This is a genomic window from Shinella sp. (assembly GCF_049651085.1).
Classification (GTDB): domain Bacteria; phylum Pseudomonadota; class Alphaproteobacteria; order Rhizobiales; family Rhizobiaceae; genus Shinella.
On record NZ_JBASBL010000022.1, the window covers coordinates 98,524 to 115,418 of the forward strand.

The 16,895-nt window shown below is 63.1% G+C and carries 16 protein-coding genes; 7 read left to right on the top strand and 9 right to left on the bottom strand.

The genetic code is table 11. The annotated features are described in order from the left end of the window. Genes WA950_RS14910 through WA950_RS14935 form a run of 6 tightly spaced genes read left to right on the top strand, consistent with a single transcriptional unit; the run spans position 1 to position 5,061 of the window. Positions 1 to 1,119 carry a mandelate racemase/muconate lactonizing enzyme family protein gene (locus tag WA950_RS14910; protein WP_424552497.1) on the top strand — a complete coding sequence of 373 codons (1,119 nt, stop codon included), beginning with the start codon at positions 1 to 3 and terminating at the stop codon, positions 1,117 to 1,119. 2 nt (positions 1,120 to 1,121) lie between these two features. Next, positions 1,122 to 1,451 (top strand): L-rhamnose mutarotase, encoded by a 330-nt coding sequence (locus WA950_RS14915; protein WP_424552498.1) that lies wholly within the window; start codon positions 1,122 to 1,124, stop codon positions 1,449 to 1,451. After that, positions 1,444 to 2,514 (top strand): Gfo/Idh/MocA family protein, encoded by a 1,071-nt coding sequence (locus tag WA950_RS14920; protein ID WP_424552499.1) that lies wholly within the window; start codon positions 1,444 to 1,446, stop codon positions 2,512 to 2,514. Before WA950_RS14915 ends, WA950_RS14920 begins: the two co-directional genes overlap by 8 nt. Positions 2,515 to 2,526: 12 nt before the next feature. Beyond that, the gene (locus WA950_RS14925) at positions 2,527 to 2,976 is read left to right on the top strand and encodes a MaoC/PaaZ C-terminal domain-containing protein (RefSeq protein ID WP_424552500.1); all 450 of its coding nucleotides are present in this window, start codon (positions 2,527 to 2,529) and stop codon (positions 2,974 to 2,976) included. A 19-nt stretch (positions 2,977 to 2,995) separates the two neighbouring features. After that, entirely contained in the window at positions 2,996 to 3,730 is a 735-nt protein-coding gene (locus WA950_RS14930; protein ID WP_424552501.1) for an SDR family oxidoreductase, read from the top strand. 59 nt (positions 3,731 to 3,789) lie between these two features. Continuing rightward, positions 3,790 to 5,061, top strand: a complete 1,272-nt coding sequence (locus WA950_RS14935) for an L-fuconate dehydratase (protein ID WP_424552502.1) — start codon at positions 3,790 to 3,792, stop codon at positions 5,059 to 5,061. 52 nt (positions 5,062 to 5,113) lie between these two features. On the opposite strand, the gene WA950_RS14940 is transcribed toward WA950_RS14935, so the two are convergent. The 9 genes from WA950_RS14940 to WA950_RS14980 all read right to left on the bottom strand — a co-directional run bounded on the left by WA950_RS14940 (position 5,114) and on the right by WA950_RS14980 (position 15,283). Beyond that, complete coding sequence (locus WA950_RS14940) at positions 5,114 to 6,037, bottom strand: LysR family transcriptional regulator (RefSeq protein ID WP_424552503.1); 924 nt, start codon at positions 6,035 to 6,037, stop codon at positions 5,114 to 5,116. Between the two features lie 67 nt (positions 6,038 to 6,104). Next, entirely contained in the window at positions 6,105 to 7,649 is a 1,545-nt protein-coding gene (locus tag WA950_RS14945) for an ABC transporter ATP-binding protein (protein WP_424552504.1), read from the bottom strand. A gap of 5 nt (positions 7,650 to 7,654) precedes the next feature. Beyond that, on the bottom strand, positions 7,655 to 8,587 hold the full coding sequence (locus WA950_RS14950) for an ABC transporter permease (RefSeq protein ID WP_424552505.1): 933 nt from the start codon (positions 8,585 to 8,587) through the stop codon (positions 7,655 to 7,657). Between the two features lie 72 nt (positions 8,588 to 8,659). Beyond that, a complete protein-coding gene (locus WA950_RS14955) occupies positions 8,660 to 9,727 on the bottom strand; it encodes an ABC transporter permease (protein ID WP_424552506.1) in 1,068 nt (355 codons plus the stop codon). Positions 9,728 to 9,824: 97 nt separating this feature from the next. Next, positions 9,825 to 10,808, bottom strand: a complete 984-nt coding sequence (locus WA950_RS14960) for a BMP family protein (protein ID WP_424552507.1) — start codon at positions 10,806 to 10,808, stop codon at positions 9,825 to 9,827. A 43-nt stretch (positions 10,809 to 10,851) separates the two neighbouring features. Further along, the gene (locus WA950_RS14965; RefSeq protein WP_424552508.1) at positions 10,852 to 11,844 is read right to left on the bottom strand and encodes a BMP family lipoprotein; all 993 of its coding nucleotides are present in this window, start codon (positions 11,842 to 11,844) and stop codon (positions 10,852 to 10,854) included. Positions 11,845 to 11,893: 49 nt separating this feature from the next. Beyond that, positions 11,894 to 13,204 (bottom strand): amidohydrolase family protein, encoded by a 1,311-nt coding sequence (locus WA950_RS14970; RefSeq protein WP_424552509.1) that lies wholly within the window; start codon positions 13,202 to 13,204, stop codon positions 11,894 to 11,896. A gap of 220 nt (positions 13,205 to 13,424) precedes the next feature. Next, positions 13,425 to 14,225, bottom strand: coding sequence for an aldolase (locus tag WA950_RS14975; protein ID WP_424552510.1), 801 nt, complete (start codon positions 14,223 to 14,225; stop codon positions 13,425 to 13,427). Between the two features lie 161 nt (positions 14,226 to 14,386). Then, the gene (locus WA950_RS14980; RefSeq protein ID WP_424552511.1) at positions 14,387 to 15,283 is read right to left on the bottom strand and encodes a LysR family transcriptional regulator; all 897 of its coding nucleotides are present in this window, start codon (positions 15,281 to 15,283) and stop codon (positions 14,387 to 14,389) included. Between the two features lie 161 nt (positions 15,284 to 15,444). Here WA950_RS14980 and WA950_RS14985 point away from each other — a divergent pair, with 161 nt between their 5' ends. Next, positions 15,445 to 16,836 carry a nucleobase:cation symporter-2 family protein gene (locus tag WA950_RS14985; RefSeq protein WP_424552512.1) on the top strand — a complete coding sequence of 464 codons (1,392 nt, stop codon included), beginning with the start codon at positions 15,445 to 15,447 and terminating at the stop codon, positions 16,834 to 16,836. Positions 16,837 to 16,895 lie beyond the last annotated feature (59 nt).

Below are 16,895 nucleotides of genomic sequence, written 5' to 3' on the forward strand. Positions count from 1 at the left end.
ATGGCGAAGATCGAACGCGTCGAACTGAAGATGGTCGACCTTCGCCCGAAGGTCGAGCGCACGGACGCCATCCAGAGCTTCGTTTCCCAGGAAACGCCGCTCGTGACCATTACCGACAGCGATGGCGCGGTGGGCACCGGCTACAGCTATACGATCGGCACGGGCGGTTCCTCCGTCATGCGCCTGCTTGCCGATCACCTCGTACCGAGGATCATCGGCCGGGATGCCGACCGGATCGAGGCGATCTGGCGCGAGCTGGAATTCGCCACCCACGCCACCACCATCGGCGCGATCACCTCCATCGCGCTCGCCGCCATCGACACGGCGCTCTGGGACCTGCGGGCCCGCAAGCAAAACCTGCCGCTGTGGAAGCTCGCCGGCGGCGCCAAGGACCGCTGCCCGCTCTATACGACCGAGGGCGGCTGGCTGCACATTTCGACGCAAGCGCTTGTCGAGGATGCCCTGGACGCGAAGTCGAAGGGCTTTACCGGCTCGAAGGTGAAGATCGGCAAACCGCATGGTGCGGAGGACTACGCGCGGCTGTCGGCCGTGCGCAAGGCCGTCGGCGACGGCTACGAGATCATGACGGACGCCAATCAGGGCTTTTCCGTCGATGAGGCGATCCGAAGGGCCGAGCGCTTGCGCGAACTCGACCTCGGCTGGATCGAGGAGCCGCTGCCGGCCGACGATATCGACGGGCATGTGCGCCTCAACCGCTCGACGGCGACCCCCATTGCCATCGGGGAATCGCTCTATTCCATCCGCCATTTTCGCGAATACATGCAGAAGGGCGCCTGCTCGATCGTGCAGGTCGATGCGGGCCGGATCGGCGGTATTACGCCATGGCTGAAGGTCGCGCATGCGGCGGAAGCCTTCGACATGCCGGTCTGCCCGCATTTCCTGATGGAGCTGCATGTCAGCCTCGCCTGCGCGGTACAGAACGGCAAATATGTCGAATACATCCCGCAGCTCGACGACATCACCGCCTCGCGCATGGTGATCGAGAGCGGCATGGCGCTCGCGCCCATGACGCCGGGTCTCGGCATCGACTGGGACTGGGACGCCATCCGCAGCCGTTCGATCCCCGAGTTCGAGCACGAAATCCGCGAAGGGGCCTAGACATGCAGCGCATCGGCACGGTGATCGGCGTGAAGCCGGAAAAGATCGAAGAATACAAGCGCCTGCACGCCGCCGTCTGGCCGGACGTGCTGTCGATGATTTCCGCCTGCAACATCAGGAACTATTCTATCTTCCTGAAGGAGCCGGAAAACCTGTTGTTTTCCTTCTTCGAATATCACGGCGAGGACTACGCCGCCGACATGGCGAAGATGGCAGCCGACCCGAAGACGCAGGAATGGTGGGCCGTCTGCATGCCCTGCCAGGCGCCGCTGGAGACCCGGAAAGAGGGCGAATGGTGGGCGTCGATGGAGGAGGTTTTCTTCCATGCCTGATTTCGATCCAGCCTCGCTTTCCCAGTCCTGGCCGCTGCCGGCCAAGCCGCGCCCCATCGTCACCTTCGGCGCCGGGTCGATCGTCGGCGACGCGCATTTTCCCGCCTATCGCAAGGGCGGCTTTCCGATTGCCGGCCTCTACGATCCCGACCACGACAAGGCGAAGGCGCTGGCCAAAAAATGGGGCGTGACCGCCTATCGGACGGTCGAGGAAGCGGCCGCGGTCGACGATGCGATCTTCGATCTGGCTACGCCTCCGGCTGCCCATGCCCGGGTGCTTTCGGCCCTGCCGGATGGCGCGGCGGTGCTTCTCCAGAAGCCGATGGGCGCCGATCTTGCAGCGGCAACCGAGATTCTGCAGATCTGCCGGCAGAAGAAGCTCAAGGCCGCCGTCAATTTCCAGCTGCGCTTTGCACCCATGATGCTGGCGCTGAAGGATGCCATCGCCAAGGGGCTGCTGGGCGAAGTCGTCGATTTCGACGTCTATCTGGCGCTCGATACGCCCTGGCAGCTCTGGTCCTTCCTCGAAGGCCTGCCACGCATCGAGATCGCCATGCACTCGATCCACTATCTCGATGTGATCCGCCAGGTGCTGGGCGATCCGCAAGGCGTTCATGCCAAGACCATCGGCCATCCGAACCATCGCATGGCGCAGACCCGCACCACCGCGATCCTCGACTATGGCGATCGCGTCCGCTGCGCGCTCTCGATCAACCACGACCACAAGTTCGGCCGCAGGCATCAGGCCTGCGAGTTCCGCGTCTCGGGCACCGACGGTGCGGCCTATCTCCAGCTCGGCGTCAATCTCGACTATCCGCGTGGCGAGCCCGACATTCTGGAAATCCATCCGAAGGGTGGCGAAGGATGGGTGCCGGTGCCGCTACAAGGCACCTGGTTCCCCGATGCCTTCGTGGGACGCATGGCGAACCTCCAGCGCTTCGTTTCGGGCGAGGACGATGAACTGGTCTCCTCGGTGGAGGATGGCTGGATGACGATGGCGCTTGTCGAGGCCGCCTACGCCTCCAGCGCCGCACCCGCAACGCCGCTTGCCGCGCGGCCGTAGACAGGACAGACCATGGAACAGGTCAAGTATTTCGAGGACTACCAGATCGGCGATGGCCGCAAGACCAGCGGCCGCACGATCACCGAGACCGATTTCGTCGTGCATGCTGGTCATACGGGCGATTTCTTTCCGCATCACATGGACGCGGAATTCATGAAGACGCAGCCCTTCGGCCAGCGCATCGCCCACGGCACCATGGTGTTTTCCATCGGTGTCGGCCTGACGGCGAGCGTTATCAATCCGGTCGCTTTTTCCTATGGATATGACCGGATGCGCTTCATCAAACCCGTCTTCATTGGTGATACGATCCACAGCCGCGTGACGATCACCGGCAAGGAGGACGACCCCAAGCGGGCGGGCTCCGGCCGTGTGGTCGAACGTATGGAAGTCGTCAACCAGAAGGGCGAGGTCGTTCTCGCCGCTGATCATATCTATGTCGTCGAGCGCCGCCCGCTCGCCTGAGCATTGCCAAGGAGCCATCATGTCCCGTTCCCTCGAAAACAAACGCGTCCTCCTCACCGCCGCCGGCCAGGGTATCGGCCGGGCAAGCGCCATCGCCTTTGCGCGCGCCGGCGCGAAGGTCGTCGCGACCGACATCAATGCGGATGCGTTGACGAGCCTTGCGGGCGAGGAGAATATCGAGACCTACGTCCTCGACGTGTTGAGCGACGAAGCCGTCACCCGCGTGGTTTCGGCGGCAGGCCCGTTCGACGTGCTGTTCAATTGCGCGGGCTTCGTCCATGCCGGCTCGATCCTCGACATGGCGGACAAGGACCTCGACTTCGCCTTCGATCTCAACGTGCGCGCCATGATACGCACGATCCGGGCGGTCCTGCCCGCGATGCTGGAGAAGAAGGACGGCGCGATCATCAACATGGCTTCCGTCGCCTCCAGCGTGAAGGGCGTGCCGAACCGCGCCGCCTACACCATCACGAAGGCGGCCGTCGTCGGTCTCACCAAGTCTGTCGCGGCCGACTACATCGCCGAGGGAATCCGCTGCAACTGCATTTGCCCCGGCACGGTGGAGAGCCCGTCGCTGCAGGACCGCCTGCGCGCGCAGGGGGACTTCGAGGCAGCGCGCGCCGCCTTCATCGCCCGCCAGCCGATCGGCCGCATCGGGACGCCGGAAGAGATCGCGGACCTTGCCGTCTACCTCGCCGGCGCGACCTACACGTCCGGCCAGGCCTACGCCATCGATGGCGGCTGGACGATCTGAAACACCGATGCCGCCGGCACCAGCCGGCGGCCAACCCGACCATTCCAAGGGCCGCTTCCATGACCAAGATCACCAGCCTGCGCTCCATCGATCTGCGCTTTCCCACGTCGCTAAGCCTCGATGGTTCGGATGCGATGAACCCCGATCCCGACTATTCGGCCGCCTATGTCGTGCTGGAAACGGACAAGGCGGGGCTGGAAGGCCATGGCCTCACCTTCACCATCGGTCGTGGCAACGAGATCTGCTGCGCGGCCATCGATGCGATGAAGCACCTTGTGGTGGGCCTCGATCTCGACTGGGTGCGTGAAAATCCCGGCCGCTTCTGGCGGCATGTGACGAGCGACAGCCAGCTGCGCTGGATCGGGCCGGACAAGGGCGCGATGCATCTTGCGACCGGCGCGGTGGTCAATGCGGTGTGGGACCTTCTGGCCAAGGAAGCAGGCAAGCCCGTCTGGCGCCTCGTTGCCGAGATGAGCCCGGAGGAAATCCTCTCCATCGTCGACTTCCGCTACCTGACGGATGCGCTGACGCCGGAAGAAGCGCTTGCCATCCTGAAGAAGGCGGAAGCCGGCAAGGCAGAGCGGATCGCAACGCTGGAGAAGGAGGGCTACGCCTGCTACACGACCTCGGCCGGCTGGCTCGGCTATGACGACGAGAAGCTGCGCCGCCTTTGCCAGGAAGTTGTCGATCAGGGCTTCACCCACATCAAGATGAAGGTTGGCCGCGACCTGGAAGACGATAAGCGCCGTCTGCGCATCGCCCGCGAGGTGATCGGCGACCGCTACATGATGATCGACGCCAATCAGGTCTGGGAGGTCGGACAGGCGATCGACTGGGTGAACGAGCTGAAGCCATATAAGCCCTTCTTCATCGAGGAGCCGACCAGCCCGGACGATGTGGCCGGTCACAAGGCGATCCGCGAGGCGGTGTATCCCGTGAAGGTGGCGACCGGCGAAATGTGCCAGAACCGCATCATGTTCAAGCAGATGATCGCGGGCGGCGCGATCGACATCGTGCAGATCGACAGCTGCCGCATGGGCGGTCTCAACGAAGTGCTGGCCGTGCTGCTGATGGCCGCGAAATACGACCTGCCCGTCTGGCCGCATGCCGGCGGTGTCGGGCTCTGCGAATATGTCCAGCATCTCTCGATGATCGACTACATTACAGTCTCGGGCACGAAGGAAGGCCGCGTCATCGAATATGTCGACCATCTGCACGAGCACTTCATCGATCCCTGCCGCATCGAGAACGCCGCCTATATGCCGCCCTCGCTGCCGGGCTTTTCCATCGAGATGAAACCGGAATCGATTGCCGCCTATACGTTCGGCTGATCGAGAATCCAAATGTCGAAACGAAAGGCCGTGCTGCCCTGCGCGGCCTTTTCTATTCCCGGAGGCTTCGTTCGGAGAATCCGGCCCGTTCCGCCGCGCAGGCGACGAAGACAGCCTTGAGATGTTCGGCGGCCGGCGAGAGGCTGTGATGCCGGCGCTGCAACAGCGAGACATCGCGCATGACGGGCGGGTCGATGAGATCGACGGTCGTCACGCGCACGACGGACGCCAGCTGGCTGGAATTTTCCGGCAGGACGGAAACGCCCATGCCGGCGGCGATCATGCTGATGGCGGTGGTCGAGAAGCGGACCTCGTATTTCGGCCGGAAGCTCGATACGACGCGGATGAGATTGTGCTCGACGATGGTGCGCAGCGGATTGGCGGCGGCAAGCGTGATGAGGTTCTCGTCCTTCAGTTCGGCCCAGCGAACGGATTTGCGCTTGGCAAAGCGATGATCCTCCCGGCAGACGACCATCAGCTTGTCGCGCAGCAGGGGCGTCGCGGTGATCTCGGGATCTTCTTCCGACAGGGTGCCGACCGCGATGTCGACCTCGTTGCGCTTGAGGGCGGGGCTGATCGCTTCTTCCGGCATGTCGCGGATATTGACGGAAATTTCCGGATACATGCGCAGGAAGCGCGCGATGATCGGCGGCACGATCGTCGCCGCCAGCACGATCGCGGCGGCAATCGTCACCTGGCCGCGCTTCAGCGAGGCATTGTCGCGCACGTCGCCAACCGCCAGATCCAGATCCTTCAATATCTTGCGCGCCTGCGGCAGGAATTCCTGGCCGACCAGCGTCAGCGAGACCATGCGGGTATGGCGATCGAAGAGGCGAGCGCCGATTTCCGATTCCAGATCACGGATGAGGATACTGACCGCAGACTGGGTCAGATGGAGGTTTCTCGCGGCGAGATTGAACTGGCCAAGCTCGGCCACCGAGATGAAGGCCCTGAGTTGCCGCAGGGTTATATTCATGGGCGAGCCGCCCTCCTTGGGACATGCCGGTTACGTTGCTTATAAACGCTGTCGTTGACGTTCCTGTCTAGCCCGCGAGCGCCGGTTGTTGGACATGATCCGCCTTTTGGCCCGCCATGAGCAGCCCCAGTTCCTCCAGACGGCCGCGATCCGGCGGCAGTTCGCCGAGGATTTCGCCGTGGCACATCACGAGGATCCGGTCGCAGATCGCAAACAGTTCTTCCAGTTCCGTGGAGATCAGCAGGATCGCCCGTCCGTTGTCACGTTGCTTCAGCATCTCCTCCATCACGAACTCCATGGCGCCGATATCGATGCCGCGGGCAAGCTGGTTGACGAGGATGAAATCCGGGTTGCGCGCCAGTTCGCGGGCGACGACGAGCTTTTGCTGGTTGCCGCCGGAAAGGTCGCCGATCTGCTGGTTCTCGTCGTGCGATTTCACCCGGAAGCGCTTGATGAGATCCTGCGTATGCGCGCTGATCGTCTTGCGGTTCAGCATGCCGCGGCTTGCAAATGGAGGCTGGTCGTAGCGTTGCAGGATGGTGTTCTCGCTGAGTGAAAGGGAGAGCACGACGCCGTGCTTGTGCCGGTCTTCCGGAATGTGGGAAAAGCCGCTCGCATTGATGCGGGCGGGTTCGTGACCGGTAATGTCCTTTCCGTTGAGGATGACGCGGCCGGAATCGACCGGCAGCAGGCCGGACAGCGCCAGCGACAACTCGGTCTGGCCATTGCCGGAAACGCCGGCGATACCGACGATCTCGCCGGCCCGCACATTGAGGCTCACGCCGCGCACCGCAGGAAGACCGGCCTCGCTGCGACAGGTGAGGTTTTCCACCGACAGCACCAGCGGGCCGGGGGCAGCGGGGCTGCGCGGGAGTTCCATGCGCACGTCGCGGCCCACCATCATGCGGGCAAGGTCGCGGGCATCCGTGTCGGCGACATTGACGGTGTGCACCACGCGCCCGTCGCGCATGACGCTGATGCGGTTGCTGACACGCATCACCTCGTCGAGCTTGTGCGAGATGAAGACCACGGTCTTCCCATCCTTGACGAGATCCCCCATCAGGGAGAGCAGCCGGTCGGTCTCCTGTGGCGTCAGGACGGCCGTCGGTTCGTCGAGGATCAGGAGGTCGATGCCGTGGAACAGGGCCTTCAGGATTTCCACGCGCTGCTGCTCGCCGACCGATAGGTCTTCGACGAGAGCGTCGGGCCGCACATCGAGCGTATAGCGATCGCTGAGTTCGCGGATTCGGGCATGGACCTTGTCCATGTCGTTGATGACGCGCAGTGCCGATCCCTGGCCGAGGATGTAGTTTTCCGCAACGGTGAGGTTGGGCACGAGCATGAAATGCTGGTGCACCATGCCGATGCGCTGGCGGATCGCCTCGCGCGGGCTGTTGAAGCGGACGGACTGGCCCTTGTAGACGATCTCGCCTTCGTCGGGCCGCACCATGCCGCAGATCATGCTCATCAGCACGCTCTTGCCGGCGCCGTTCTCTCCGAGCAGCGCGTGGATCTCGCCCTCCTCGATTTCGAGCGAGACGCCGTCGCTGGCGACGATCGGGCCGAAGCGCTTGTGGATATTGTCGATGCGCAGGAAGGGTTTCTGGGACATCTCGATTACCTCATGTCGTAGGGCTGGCCGAGCTTGCTCGGCGCCGCACCCTTGCCGCGGACCACGACGAGCGTGATGATCGTCATGATGTAGGGAAGCGCCTGCAGAAGCTGATAGGGCACGACGATCGACGCCTGCGCCTGAAGCATGAGCTGCAAGGCGTAGAAAAGGCCGAAGAGCAGCGCGACGAAGAAGGCGCCTATCGGCGACCACCGCGCGAAGACGACCACGGCCAGCGCGATGAAGCCGCGGCCTGAGGTGATGCCTTCGACGAACTGGTTGGAATGGCCGAGCGTCAGGAAGGCGCCGCCAAGCCCGGCAAGGCCGGTGCCGATCAGAACCGCTCCATAGCGATAGGCGGCGACGTTCCGGCCGGCGACGTCGGCGGCCTTCGGGTGCTCGCCGACGGCGCGCAGCGTCAGGCCGAAGGAGGTGCGGTAGAGAAGGAAGGCTGCGAGGATAGTGACGACGATGGTGCTGTAGACGATCAGGTTCTGGCGGAAGAAGGCCTCGCCGATGAAGGGCAGGTCGCTGAGCCAGGGGATGTTGACCGGCTGGGCGATCTCGATGCCCTTGCCGGTGGAAACGTAGTAGGTGCGGAACAGGAAGGCCGTGAGGCCCATGCCGAGCAGGTTGAGCGCTGCGCCGACGACGATCTGGTTCGCCTTGATGGTGATCGTGAAGAAGGCGAAGATCAGCCCGAACAGCATCCCGCCGCCGATCCCGGCGATGAGCCCGAGCAGCACGCTGCCGGTCGCAAAGGCCATCGCGAAGCCACAGAAGGCGCCGACGAGCATCGTGCCTTCCAGCCCGATGTTGAGCACGCCCGCCCGTTCGGAAAATATCTCGCCGATGGAGGCGAAGATAAGCGGCGTGGCAAGCCTCCAGGCGGCACCCAACAGTGTCGCGAGGAAGGTGAGAAACATCATGTCGTCCATCAAACGGACCCCTTTGGATCATTTCCGTCCCTCGCTGGAGGGCGCATTAAACCTCTGTGTTCAGACCGCCGCCTAGCGCAGTATTCGCAGGATGCTGCGGAACTTGGCGAAGGCGACGACGGACAGGATGACGACGCCCTGGATGACGAGGACGAGGACCTGAGGCACCTGCGAGGTGATCTGGAGAACCTCCGAACCCGATCGCAAGGTTGCAAACAGCCCGCCCGACAGGATCGCTGCCAATGGATTGTTGTTGGCAAGCAGCGCGACGGCGATGCCCTCGAAGCCGTAGCCCGGCGAGATGTTCTGGTAGAGCCGGTGGGTGACGCCCGCGACCTCGAAGGCGCCGGCAAGTCCGGCCAGCGCGCCGCTGATGCAGATCGCCAGCATTATGTTGCGGCGCACGTCCATGCCGGCATAGCGCGCGGCGTGCGGATTGAGCCCGACGACGCGCAGCGCAAAGCCGCGGCTGCTCCTTTGCAGGAAGATATAGAGTGCGACAGCCAGAACCACGGCGACGAGGATGCCGATATGCAGGCGCAGGTCGGAAACGATGCGCGGTGTCCACGCCTCGCGCACGAGCCGGGCCGATTGCGGATAGGCGGCGCTCGCATCCTTCATCGGTCCGGTGACGAGATAGCTCGTCAGGATGATGGCGATGTAGTTGAGCATGATCGTGGTGACGATCTCGCTCGCCTGGAAGCGCACCTTGAGATAGCCGGCGATTCCGGCCCATGCGCCGCCTGCCAGCGCGCCCGCCAGCATGACGAGCGGTGCGTGCACCCAGACGGACAGACCGTCGATGCTGGTGCCGACGAATGTTGCCGCGATCGCACCGACATAGAGCTGCCCTTCGGCGCCGATGTTCCAGATGTTGCAGCGGAAGGCGACACAAAGACCCGCGCCGATCAGGATGAGCGGCGTCGCCTTCAGCAGGATTTCGGCGACGGAGCGTATGTCCTGGAAGGAGCCGAAGACCATCACTGTGACCACGTCGGTCCCGTTGAAGCCGTTCAGCCAGAGAAGAACTGCGCCAAAGGCGAGGGCGACGAGGACCGCCGCGATGGGGGTCACGGCGCTGATCGCTGCCTGCGAGAGTGTGCGGTAGAAAGCGCGGGCTCGGGTTGCTTGAGGATACACGTTCTCACGCGCTCCCTGGTTTACCTGTTCCATTGATCGGTCCGAATGTTGGTGTGGCAATGGAGCGCTGCGGCCGGATGGCCGCAGCGCTCGCCGGTCACTTACCGTCGGTCTTGATTTCGCCGGCTGCGATCTTGTCGCTGATCGCCTTGACCTCGGCGCGGATGTCTTCCGGTACGGAGACCGGGCCGTCATCGCGGAAGGTGAAGGACATGACCTTTGGATCCTTCAGGCCGAAGATGACGTTGTCCGTCGGCGGGCTGCCGTCACGGATCGTCCGCGCGACTTCCACCACGCCCTGCGCGTAATCGGCGACGTAGAGGCCGAGAATATTGTTGGGCGCGACTTCCGTGAAATCGCTGAAGATGGAAAAGGTCCGCACGTCCGGCCCGGATTCGGAGATCGCCTGATAGCCGCCGACGGTCGCGCCGGATGCGTTAGGCACGACGAAATCCGCGCCCTGGGAAATCATGCTCAGTGCGGCTTCCTTGGCGGCCGTCGTATCGGTGAAGTTGCCGATATAGGCCTCGCTGATCGGGAAGTCGGGATTGATGCTCCGTGCACCGTTCTTGAAGCCTGCAAAGGCTTCCTGGATCGGCGGGATCTCCATGCCGCCGACGAGGCCGGCCTTGCGGCCCATCTTCGCGGCGATGACACCCATCAGGTAGAAGGGCTGGCTGGTGTCGGTGTTGAGGCCGATGACATTGCCTTCATGGATCGCACTCGACGAGATCAGGAAATAGGTGTCGGGATAATCGAGCGCAACTTCGAGCGCGGCATCCTGGAATTCAAAGCCGTGGCCGAGAATGACCTTGTAGCCCTGGCTGGCATAATCGCGGAACGCCTTTTCGAAGGAAGCGGGGTTCTGCTGCAGCTCGACATAGCTGATCTGGGCGCCGAGTTGTTCTTCCACGCCCTTCAGCGCGTTGTAGCCGATCCGGTTCCATCCTTCTTCAGAAACGCTGCCGGGCACAAGAAGGCCCATCTTGAACTCTTCGGCCTGAGCCATTGCCGGGATCGAGGCGGCTGCGATGGAGAGCGCCGCCACGCCGTGCATAAAGGTCCTACGTGAAAATCTCATTGTCGTTCCTCCCGTTATTTATGTTGATTGACCGACGCGTCGACTACTTCGTGCGCGTCTCGATCTCCCCCGACACTATCTTCGCGCTCACCTCCTCCAGGTGTTTGCGAAGGTCTTCCGGTATCGATCTGGCGGCTTCGTCGTTGAAGGTGAACTTGATGACGTCCTTGTCCTTCAAGCCGAAGTCGACATTGCTTTGCGGCACCACGCCGTCCCGTATGCCCGAGACGATACGCACGATGCCCTGTCCGTAATCGGCGATGAACGTGCCGAGGATGTTCTGGGGTGCGACCTCCGTGTAGTCGCTGTAGACGCTGAAGGTGCCGAACTGCGTGCCCGCTTCCTGGGTGGCCTGGATGACGCCCAGTCCGGCCGCGTTCGCATTCGGTACGATGAAGTCCGCGCCCTGCGACATCATGCTGACGGCGGCCTCCTTGGCGGCGCTTGCGTCAGTGAAGCTGTTGATGAAGACGGTGGACAGGGGGAAATCCGGGTTGATGCTTTTGACACCCCTCTCGAAACCATCGAAGGCATGGGCGATTGGCGGGATTTCCATGCCGCCGACAAGGCCGGCGCCCTTGCCCATCTTCGCGGCGATGACGCCCATCAGGTAGAAGGGCTGGCTGGCATCGGTATTGAGCCCGATGACATTGTCTTCATGCACATAGCTCGACGAGACGAGAAAGACGGTCCCGGGAAAGTCCGCCGCCGTCGTCAAGGCTGCATCCTGAAACTGGAAGCCGTGCCCCAGGACGACCTGGTAGCCATGGGCCGCATAGTCGCGGAACGCCTTTTCGAAGGCGGCGGGATTGTCGGGCAGCTCGACATAGCTGATCTTGGCGCCGAATTCTTTTTCAACCCGCTTCAGCGCGTCATAGGCGATGCGGTTCCAGCCTTCCTCCGCAACGCTGCCGGGAACGAGAAGGCCCATCTTGAAATCGTCTGCCTTGGCAGGGGCGTGACAGGCCATGCCGGCAAGGGTCAAACCGAGAGCAGATGCAAGTAGCGAACGACGTGAAATTACAGTCTTCTTCATTCCATTCCTCCCATTAGACTGAAGTCCAATCCCCCGGAGTGCCGTTCGCTTATGCGTCCTCCTTCATGCGGGCGCCTTCGCTCTGCGTGAGTGTGGTCGCTGTTTGCGAAACAAGGCGTCCCTTCGAGAAGACGAAGGCGCGGTCCGGGCCGCCGGCAACCAGCGTGTCGGTATCGATGCAGTCCGTGACGACGAAGTCGGCACGGGCCCCCGGACGGAGACCGTAGTCCTTGCCAAGGCCCATCAGGCGGGCCGGTGCGCTGGTGATCATGCGGTGGGCGGCGGCAAGCTCGTCGCCGCGCAGGTGCCCGGCCAGCAGCGTCCAGCGGGCGATTTCCAGCATGTCGCCCGAGCCGGTCGGCACGAACGGGTCCTGGATATTGTCGGAAGCGGTGGCGATGGTGATGCCGGCCCGGTGCAGTTCGGCGACCCTTGTCAGGCCGCGCGGCGGCAGCATCTCGTAGTCACGGCCCTGCAGGTAGAGATTGGCGGCCGGAAGCGTGACGACGCCGACATCGAGGGCGATGATGCGTTCGGCGATGCGCTGGAAGTCCTTGCGGGGCAGGGCACTCAGCACGGAGACATGGCTGAAGACGGTGCGTCCCTGCATGCCGAAGCGCTCGACCCTGTCGAGGGCTGCATCCATGAGGTGCACGCCGGCATTGAGGTGCTCGTCGAGATGCAGGTCGACCGGCTTGCCGGCCCTGACAGCCGCGGAAAACAGGATGTCGAGATAGCGCGGCGGATCTTCCGAAACCGCCGGCGTCCCGCCCACGGCATCGGCCAGCGCCACCGCGCCGTCGATATTGCTGTCGAGCCAGTCGAAGTCCTGGCCCGGATGCGGCGTCATGAAGGCGACGAGCTGGAGAGTGATGCGGTCCCTGGAGGCATCGCGGATGCCGGCCAGCGTCTCGATGCCGTGGAAACCGGCATCCTTGTCGACGTTGATGTGGCTGCGAATGGCCGTCGTGCCGCGCGAAAGACATCGCTCGACCGTGCGCGTGGCGCGTTTGTGGATATCGTCCGGTCCGGAGGTGCGGGCATATTTGCCGAAAGCTTCCCGGGCGCCCTGCAATGTGCCGGAGGGATTGGGCGCGAAACGCAGCACGCCGGTCTTGTCGAGGTGCTGGTGCGCATCGACGAAGCCGGGTGAAACCAGCATGCCGGAAATATCGACACAGGCGCCGCAGGACGCTGCATCAAGGAACGGCTCGACCGCGATGATCCGCCCGTCTGCCCCAACAATGATGTCGCTGATCGACTGCGAACCGTCCGCATGGATGACGGTTCCTCCGGTGAGTGCAAAGGACTGACCCGGGGTCAGGTTTGCGAGGGATGCTGTTGGATTGTCACGTACCATTCGTCCCGACCCCTTTTGTTATTGATCAAACGTAAGCACGGGCTGTTAATTTAAACAAATTCATTATTTAAATTGTTTGGCGAAAAAATCGTAACAATTGCGACTGCGAAGATTTATTGCGGTCGCAATATTCACCAAGTATAATAAAGTAAAATCAGTGCATTACGGATTTTTCTGCCCGCTCTGGCCTGGCGGGTGTGCCGCAGGCCTTTCCGATAAGTCAGTGCCGGTATTGCGGTTCCTCCGCGTCGAGCTGGCGGCGGATGGCCGCCAGATGGGCTTTTGCGGAGGCGGGGTCGCCCTCGCGCATCTGCCGGTAGGCGGCCTCGGCAATGGCCGGATCCACCGGGGAGACGGTGCGGCCGGTGGACATGGCCAGCACCTGCACCTCGGCCGCCCGTTCGAGATAGTAGAGATCGTCCCAGGCTTCCGCGACGGTTGGCGCGAGCACCAGGACGCCGTGATGCTTCATGAAGACGATATCGGCGTCGCCCACCGTGCCGGCAATGCGCGCACCCTCACGGTAGTCGAGCGCCAGGCCATTGTAGTTTTCGTCGACGACGGTGCGGCCGTAGAATTTCAGCGCGGTCTGGCCGGCCCAGATCAGCGGCGGGCCGTCCGTCATGGAAAGGGCGGTCGCATAGGGCATGTGCGTGTGGAAGGCGACCTTGGCGCGCGGCAGGCGCCGGTGGATCTCCGCATGGATGTAGAAGGCGGTGGCCTCCGGCTCGCCGACGCCATCGATGACCGTGCCGTTGAAATCGCAGATCAGCAGCTTGGACGCCGTCAGCTCGCGGAAGGCATGGCCGTAGGGATTGACGATGAAGAGATCGTCATGCCCCGGAACGACCGCCGAGAAATGGTTGCAGATGCCCTCCTCGAAACCGTTGCGCGCCGCCATGCGGAAACAGGCGGCAAGGTCTTCCTTTGTCGCGCGGATGGCGTCGGTGGAAAGATCGGGGCGATTCGGCCGGACGGGGGCCTGCGCTTGCGCGGCGTGGTCGTTCAGGGTGTGAGCCATCGGTGGTGCTCCTGGTCTGATTGGCTGGGAGCGGCGGCTCGCCGGGCAGCCCATCGGGGCCGGTGCCGCGCGCAGCTATGCCTTGCGGCCACTGCGCCCTGCCTGCCCGCGCCTCGCGCGGTCCAGCAGCGTCATCAGATAACCTCCGATTTTTCGCGCGGTCAATGCACTGATTTTAGCAGGAAATCCCGAAACCGTCGTGCGGCGGGCGAGAGAGAGCGCGCCCGCTTCTGGATCAGGCTGACCTCGCGCTGGATGTGCGGTTCGGTCGGCGTGCGCACGACGAGCCCCATCGATGTCGCAAGCCGCGTCACCGCCGACGTCATGATCGCAACTCCGAGGCCGCCTTCCACCATGCCGATGATGGTGAGCGGCAGCGCCACTTCCTGCATCGTCTTGTCGAGCGGCAGGATGATGCCGTTTCGCGCCAGTTCGCTTTCGAGCCGCTCGCGGATCGGGTTTCCACGTTGCGGCCCGATCAGCTTGCGTTCGGCAAGGTCGGTCCAGCGAAGTTTCGGCGCCTTGACCAGCGGATCGTCGACATGCAGCACCACGAGGAATTCGTCGGTCGTCAGCCGGGTGCCGACGAGTTCGGCATCCTCCTCCGGCACGGTGCCAAGGCCAAGATCCACCGATCCGTTGGCGACATGATCGAGCACGCTCTTTTCGGCGACGTCGTGAAGTTCGACAGTGATTTCCGGGTAGAGCTTGTTGAAGCCATGGACGAGCTGCGGCAGCAGCAGCGCCGCCTGGACTGTGCCGGCGGCGATCGAGACCTTGCCGCGCCGAAGGGCGTTCAGCTCCCGCGAGCTTTCGACCATTCCTTCGATGTCGGCCACCGCGCGGGCGGCGACTGGCAGAATGTCCATGCCCGACTGGGTGAGCCGCAGCAGCCGGGTGTGCCGGTCGAAGAGGCGCAGATTGAGGTTGGTTTCCAGCTGGCGAACGAGCGTACTGACCGCCGATTGCGAGGAGCCGAGCTTGTCGGCCGCCAGCGTGAACTGCCCGAGGTTGGCCACGGTGACGAAGGCCCGAAGCTGCTTCAGCGTGATGTCCATGCCGGTCCATTCATTCAGTTATCAGATGAATAAATATGATTATGCCGATTGTTTGCTGATTTGGCCAGCCGCATGATCCCCGTTGTACGGCGTGCGGTGAGAAAACCACGAGGCCAAAAAGCCCGCACCGCGCCGGAACGCTATTCCTGGGAGGAATGCGAATGACCAATCCTGTAACGACGGATCCCGTCGAGAAGATGTATCCTGTCCCGAGCCTCATGGCTCTGGGCCTGCAACACGTTCTGGTGATGTATGCCGGCGCGGTCGCCGTGCCGCTCATCGTCGGCAGCGCCCTGCAACTGCCCAAGGAACAGATCGCGATGCTGGTCAGCGCCGATCTGTTCTGTTGTGGCATCGTGACCATCATCCAGTCGCTCGGCATCTGGAAAGTCGGCATCCGGCTGCCGATCATGATGGGTATTTCGTTCACCGCCGTGCCCTCCATCATCGCGACGGGCACCAACCCGGATCTCGGCATGCCGGGCGTCATCGGGGCCGTCATCGGCTCCGGCGTCTTCACCATTCTCGCCGCGCCCTTCTTCGGGCGATGGGTGCGCTTCTTTCCGCCGGTCGTCACGGGCACGGTCATGCTGGTCATCGGTCTGTCGCTTATGCGCGTCGGCGTGAACTGGGCAGCCGGTGGCCAGCCGATGATCAGGGCACCCGAAGGCATGATCCCGAACCCGGCCTACGGCGCGCCCTTCGCGCTTGGCGTCGCTGCCATCGTGCTCCTCTCGATCCTGCTGCTTACGCGTTACCTGAAAGGGTTCCTGTCCAATCTCGCGGTGCTGATCGGCATCGGCGTCGGCTTCGCCATCGCGATTGCCGCCGGCAAGGTCGATTTCCACGGTGTCGGCGATGCCGAATGGGTGCGCGTCATCCATCCGCTCGCCTTCGGCTGGCCGATCTTCGAGTTCTGGTCGATCTTCTCGCTCTGTGCGGTCATGACGGTGATGATGATCGAATCGACCGGGCAGTTCCTTGCGGTCGGCGACATGGCTGGGCGTAAGATCTCGCAAAAGGATCTGACCCGGGGCCTTCGCACCGACGGTGTCGGCAATATTCTCGGCGGTCTGCTCAACACGTTCACTTACACGACCTATGCGCAGAATGTCGGCCTGCTCCAGATCACCGGCGTGCTCAGCCGCTGGGTCGTCGCCGCGGGCGGTCTCATCCTGATCCTGCTCGGTTTGCTGCCCAAGGTCGCCTTCGTCAGCGCGTCGATCCCGAGCTATGTCGTCGGCGGCGCCGCCATCGTGATGTTCGGCATGGTTTCGGCCACGGGCGTCAAGATCTTGGCGAAGGTGGATTTCGTCGCGAACCGGCGCAATCTCTACATCGTCGCCGTCAGCGTTGGCCTGGCCATGGTGCCCGTCGTTTCGGAGAATATTTTCAATCAGTTGCCCGCAGCGGTTGGAAAATTCCTGCACAGCGGCGTGCTCGTCGGCACCTTCGCGGCAGCGCTTCTCAACATCCTCTTCAACGGCATCCCTCCGAAGGAAACGGAGGAGGCGGAAAACGAGAACGGCGTCCCTGCGGCGGATCTCGCCTGAAGAGCAATCGACTTTAGTCCGGCGGCGCGGAGCCGCCGGAGCCCCGAACAAAGGGAAAT

Bases quoted from the DNA above. Each gene is read 5' to 3' on its own strand.
- WA950_RS14950 (WP_424552505.1), bottom strand. From the start codon at position 8,587: ATGGACGACATGATGTTTCTCACCTTCCTCGCGACACTGTTGGGTGCC.
- WA950_RS14975 (WP_424552510.1), bottom strand. From the start codon at position 14,225: ATGGCTCACACCCTGAACGACCACGCCGCGCAAGCGCAGGCCCCCGTC.
- WA950_RS14930 (WP_424552501.1), top strand. From the start codon at position 2,996: ATGTCCCGTTCCCTCGAAAACAAACGCGTCCTCCTCACCGCCGCCGGC.
- WA950_RS14980 (WP_424552511.1), bottom strand. From the start codon at position 15,283: ATGGACATCACGCTGAAGCAGCTTCGGGCCTTCGTCACCGTGGCCAAC.
- WA950_RS14985 (WP_424552512.1), top strand. From the start codon at position 15,445: ATGACCAATCCTGTAACGACGGATCCCGTCGAGAAGATGTATCCTGTC.
- WA950_RS14925 (WP_424552500.1), top strand. From the start codon at position 2,527: ATGGAACAGGTCAAGTATTTCGAGGACTACCAGATCGGCGATGGCCGC.
- WA950_RS14960 (WP_424552507.1), bottom strand. From the start codon at position 10,808: ATGAGATTTTCACGTAGGACCTTTATGCACGGCGTGGCGGCGCTCTCC.
- WA950_RS14915 (WP_424552498.1), top strand. From the start codon at position 1,122: ATGCAGCGCATCGGCACGGTGATCGGCGTGAAGCCGGAAAAGATCGAA.
- WA950_RS14935 (WP_424552502.1), top strand. From the start codon at position 3,790: ATGACCAAGATCACCAGCCTGCGCTCCATCGATCTGCGCTTTCCCACG.
- WA950_RS14920 (WP_424552499.1), top strand. From the start codon at position 1,444: ATGCCTGATTTCGATCCAGCCTCGCTTTCCCAGTCCTGGCCGCTGCCG.
- WA950_RS14910 (WP_424552497.1), top strand. From the start codon at position 1: ATGGCGAAGATCGAACGCGTCGAACTGAAGATGGTCGACCTTCGCCCG.
- WA950_RS14940 (WP_424552503.1), bottom strand. From the start codon at position 6,037: ATGAATATAACCCTGCGGCAACTCAGGGCCTTCATCTCGGTGGCCGAG.
- WA950_RS14970 (WP_424552509.1), bottom strand. From the start codon at position 13,204: ATGGTACGTGACAATCCAACAGCATCCCTCGCAAACCTGACCCCGGGT.
- WA950_RS14945 (WP_424552504.1), bottom strand. From the start codon at position 7,649: ATGTCCCAGAAACCCTTCCTGCGCATCGACAATATCCACAAGCGCTTC.
- WA950_RS14965 (WP_424552508.1), bottom strand. From the start codon at position 11,844: ATGAAGAAGACTGTAATTTCACGTCGTTCGCTACTTGCATCTGCTCTC.